A 4,697-nucleotide genomic window follows, 5' to 3' on the forward strand; every position below is an offset into this window, starting at 1 on the left:
GTAACATTGAGTGATATTCATGAAAGTTGGGAATGATTGTTTCAACTTACCTCAAACAACATTCATTCTCTAGATTTGAAACTAAAGGTTTGAACTCAGTTAGGTATTTTAAATTGTGAACGCAAAGTGTCACGAGAGCATTAGAATGGATTGCAGAACGAGCTGGATTAAAAAAGACTCCTTTGCGGAGCCTTTCACTTTGTAACGATAGCTTATTTGATAGCAAAGGTTGGCAGTGATAAGTGCCAACGAATAGCGCCAAGCCTAATCAATAGTGTCGTGAAGACGCCGGCCAAAAAGGCGGTTTCTGAGTCGTGTCCCATGTTGAGCGCCATGGTATGGAAAGTACCACCAATGATACAAGCGGTCGCATAGACTTCACTTCTTAGAATCATTGGCACTTCGCGTGCAAGCACGTCACGGATAATACCGCCACCACAGCCTGTGATAACACCCATGATAATGGCCACTAATGCCGAGTCTTGATAAATCAGTGCTTTTTCTACACCAATACCAACAAACACCGCTAAGCCGATCGCATCACATACCGGCAATATCCACCAAGCCAGACGCTTTGGACGTCTTACTATAATCATGGTCAGCAAACAGGTGGTGATGATAACCCAAAGGTAGGTGGTATCGGTGATCCAAAACACGGGAGTTGCTCCTAGTGCCATGTCACGAATAGTACCGCCGCCAATCGCGGTTACACTGCCTAGAACGGCTACGCCAAAGGGATCCATCTTAAGACGGCCAGCGACAAATACGCCTGAGACGGCAAAGATGGCGGTGCCAAATAAATCGATAATATAAAGCAGCATGGAGTCCATGATACTGGTGCTCTTATAGTTAAAATTGTAGGGACAGGTCGGTGGCGAATTGTACGAAAAAACGCTGCAAATAGTTAGTGATTTTGCCTAGCTCTATCGAAGAAATCGCACACTTGTTGGATTGCTTTCAAAGTTCTTGTTGTCGGGCGATTAATCCAGTCAGAATTAAGTGACCAAATCTGATTTTGAGCAACTGCCGGGATCTCATCTTCCCAAGTTTGCCACATGGTTCCATTCTCAATTGCGTGCTGAGAAGTGAAGATCACTTGCGGCTTCCTTAACACAACTTGTTCAATGCCAACTTGCGGGTAAGGGGAAGCACTGTCTTCGAAAATATTGTGGCCACCACAAAACTCAAACACCTCACTTGGCCAGTGTCCTTGAGCAACAGTGATGATCGGCTTCTCACTGAGTTGGTAGAAGTAGTTTACTGGCTCGGCATCTTTGTATTTTAGTCTCAACGCGTTGAGCTGCTCTCTGTATTGTTGAGCGTTATTTTCGCCAATACTTGGATCGCTTGCGAATTGGCTAAGTTGCTCAATATTGGTCGCGATGTTATCTAGGCTCTTGGTTTTTGAGTAATAAATATTAAAACCAAATTGCTCCAGTTTCGCGAGTTCTCTGGGCGGGTTTCCAGCTGGCCATGCGAGAATGAGATCCGGTTGCAGGGCGATGATCTTCTCAACCTTGATGCCTTGGTAATTCGCCACTTTCTCTAGCTTGTCAGCTTGTAGTGGATAATCACTTCGCTCACTCACCGCAACAAGCTTATCACCTAAACCAGCGCTGTATGCGAGTTCAGTGGCATGAGGAGCAAGGCTAACCACACGTTGAGCAGGTTGAACTTTTTCTGAAATCAGTAGTGCTTCTTCTGCAAATGATAAAGGCAGCCATAAGCTGGAAGACAAAATAGTAAGGCTTGTAACAAGTGCTGATGGTTTCACTCTAAATCCCTTGGTGAACAAATAGTAAGATTAGGCTTTGTAAAAATATCCAGATAGCGATGCGACCAAACAGCAGTTTTTGAACTTGAGACAAGTGCAGGGCTGAAGGAGCGATTCTGCCGCCTAATTTTGCTCGAATAGCTTTGGTGTTGTCGTAAATCGCAGGGCCGCCCAGTGACAGCTCAAGCTTGTTGCCGACAGCAGTAATCAACCATGCTGGGCCGGGCAATGGCCAAGATCGACTCTGAACGAGCATCATCTTGAATGTGTGAGACGCTTTATCACCACATACAATCATTAAGGCAAACAATCGCATCGGTATAAATTCTAAGATAGCGACGATCTTGATTGCCGTTGATCCAAATGGAGAGAACTGCTTACGGCTTGGTGACCACGCTCGCGCTAATTCGACAATCAGGCGATACATTAAAGCTGCAATTCCACCACCAATGGCGTACCAGAATAAAACACAAACCACATTACGAGCGTAACCCATGATGATAGTTTCAGCAGCGGCTTTGCCAAGCCCAAGTGATGACAATGATTCAGTTTGACGATTAACAATCGGCGCCAATAACTGACGAGCCGTGGCTTTATCTTCTCGGCCAAGTGCTTTGATCAACTGATTTGCCAACTTTTCATTGTTACGCCAATCAATAGCGAGTAACAACAGCGCTAATTCAAACAGTTGTGATTGCCAAACCAGTGGCTGCAGTGCCAATAGAATAACCAGAGCCGGTAAAACCATTAACCCCCAAGCTAAAGTGCCTGAGATTAAGCTTTGGGAATAATTTTGATTGTTATTAACCTTGGTTGCTAAAAGTTCAGCAAACTTATGCCATAAGGTCGTGGGATGTGCGGCATGGGGGATAGGTAAAATTAAATGAAAAAGCAGTGCTCCCCACATTACAAGGAGCACGCCATTTGCAAATACCTGATCAAACAGTGTTTGCATGTCTAGTCGCTTACTTTAGTAGGGCAACCATCTTGATAACCATCTCAGAAGAGCTTTGCGCTGCAAGTGGCAGGAACTCTTCGAAGCTCATTGGTGATTCTTTGTCTGCAACGTCAGAGATTGCACGAACAACCACGAATGGTACTTGGAATTGGTGACAAGCTTGAGCGATAGCCGATGCTTCCATCTCTACAGCAACTACTGATGGGAAGTGCTTGCGGATGAACGCTTGGCGTTCTGCTGTGCAAACAAATGCGTCGCCAGTACAGATAAGGCCGCGAACGGCGTGCTTATCTTCCATTTGTGCTAGAGCTTGTTCAGCAACAGCCATCAGTTTGTCGTCAGCTTTGAACGCTGCTGGTTGACCTGCCATTTGACCAATTTCGTAACCGAAAGCTGTTACGTCTGCATCGTGGTGACGAACTTCAGTAGAGATAACCACATCGCCAAGGTTTAGCGTTGAATCAAAACCGCCAGCAGAGCCAGTATTTAATACTACATCTGGTTGGTATTCGCTTAGCAGGATTGAAGTACCAACAGCCGCTGCTACTTTACCAATGCCTGATTGAAGCAAAACAACGTCAACACCATTTAGCTGACCAGAGAAAAAGGTACAACCGCCTTTATTAACTTCAGTAATGTCTGAAATTGCTGCTTTTAGGATCGCAACTTCTTGCTCCATTGCGCCAATGATGCCGATTTTCATGTGTAGTCTCTTAATAAAAATTATTTAAACAGTAGAGCGAAATTGTAACATGGAAGAGAAGTGTCGAGCGACTGCCCAGAAGCACTTCTCATCCGAATACAGACGATTTATCTGTGTATTCTTTTATCTATTTGATTAAGCCTTCGCTTTTCAAGCTAGCACGAAGTTGATCCGCTCGTTTTCGGTTGACGCCAAAGTCAGAATGGCCAGTGCGAGACTCTGAACGCACGATCAGTTTGCCATCAGTGATCTTAAGCTCTAAGTCATCGACAAAGCGCATGATGCGAGAGGTACATTCAACACGCAGGTAATCTTCTGTTTTGCTCGCGGTTTTCGAACCTGGTAAGGTCAGCGCAACCTGCTCAATCGCATCTAAGTTTGCTGAATCTGATAACTCAAACGCGGCCAATGCATGCTGCTCACGGTCATCTTGAGTTGATACGCAGTTTGGTTTGTCTCCACAAGGTGATGAAGTTCTGTCTTTCATGTCCGTGATTCCTTGGCTGCAAGCGGTTAAAGTCAAAAGAGATAGAGAAAGGAGAGCGGCTTTTTTCATCGTGATTCCTATGATGTTGTTTTTGTAGTTCTCGCTATTGGTTCTTTTGCGATTGTTCTACTTATTTATCGTTGTGCTTGTTATCAAACGTATCGAATTGAAAAAAGGATCCATCATTGGATCCTTTTTTATAGTAACGAATTGAGTAATAAAGAAAACCCTATATCAATCACACTTCTAGGTAGTCCAAGATCCCTTCTGCGGCTTTACGGCCTTCATCGATAGCGGTTACCACTAAGTCAGATCCTCGAACAGCATCGCCACCGGCAAATATCTTGCTGTTGGTGGTTTGGTATTGAAACTCTTGTTTGCCGGGAGCTTTGATACGCCCCCATTGGTCGAGCTCTACACCAAATGGTTCTAGCCACTCCATTGCATGAGGTTGGAAACCAAATGCCATGATCACGGCATCAGCCTCAAGAACATGCTCACTGCCTTCAACCGGTTCAGGACGACGGCGGCCTGCCTCATCTGGTTCACCCAAGGCTGTTTTCACCACTTTTACGCCAGTCACATGACCGGATGAATCGGTTTCCAGTGCTAATGGTTGAAGGTTGAACATGAACTTCACGCCTTCTTCTTTCGCATTCTTCACCTCACGGCGAGAGCCCGGCATATTGGCTTCATCTCGGCGGTAAGCACAGACAACATTAGCTGCATGTTGGCGAATCGAGGTTCGGACACAGTCCATGGCTGTATCACCACC

At 45.3% G+C, this 4,697-nt stretch carries 6 protein-coding genes; all 6 read right to left on the reverse strand.

Annotation, left to right across the window (positions count from 1 at the left end; translation table 11 throughout):
• Nucleotides 1-212 precede the first annotated feature (212 nt).
• Nucleotides 213-830 (reverse strand): TRIC cation channel family protein, encoded by a 618-nt coding sequence (locus tag AB4653_RS08360; protein ID WP_009848396.1) that lies wholly within the window; start codon nucleotides 828-830, stop codon nucleotides 213-215.
• Between the two features lie 74 nt (nucleotides 831-904).
• A complete protein-coding gene (btuF, locus tag AB4653_RS08365) occupies nucleotides 905-1,774 on the reverse strand; it encodes a vitamin B12 ABC transporter substrate-binding protein BtuF (protein WP_009848397.1) in 870 nt (289 codons plus the stop codon).
• Nucleotide 1,775: 1 nt separating this feature from the next.
• Nucleotides 1,776-2,729 carry a cobalamin biosynthesis family protein gene (locus tag AB4653_RS08370; RefSeq protein WP_009848398.1) on the reverse strand — a complete coding sequence of 318 codons (954 nt, stop codon included), beginning with the start codon at nucleotides 2,727-2,729 and terminating at the stop codon, nucleotides 1,776-1,778.
• Nucleotides 2,730-2,739: 10 nt separating this feature from the next.
• A complete protein-coding gene (gene mtnN / locus AB4653_RS08375) occupies nucleotides 2,740-3,435 on the reverse strand; it encodes a 5'-methylthioadenosine/S-adenosylhomocysteine nucleosidase (protein WP_017100512.1) in 696 nt (231 codons plus the stop codon).
• 127 nt (nucleotides 3,436-3,562) lie between these two features.
• On the reverse strand, nucleotides 3,563-3,991 hold the full coding sequence (locus tag AB4653_RS08380; RefSeq protein WP_102257734.1) for a DUF1499 domain-containing protein: 429 nt from the start codon (nucleotides 3,989-3,991) through the stop codon (nucleotides 3,563-3,565).
• Nucleotides 3,992-4,160: 169 nt separating this feature from the next.
• Nucleotides 4,161-4,697, reverse strand: a 537-nt coding sequence (locus AB4653_RS08385) for an FAD-dependent oxidoreductase (protein ID WP_372103814.1), incomplete at its 5' end; no start/stop codon positions are given.

Source organism: Vibrio sp. 10N.222.48.A3 (assembly GCF_041475345.1).
GTDB lineage: Bacteria > Pseudomonadota > Gammaproteobacteria > Enterobacterales > Vibrionaceae > Vibrio > Vibrio tasmaniensis_A.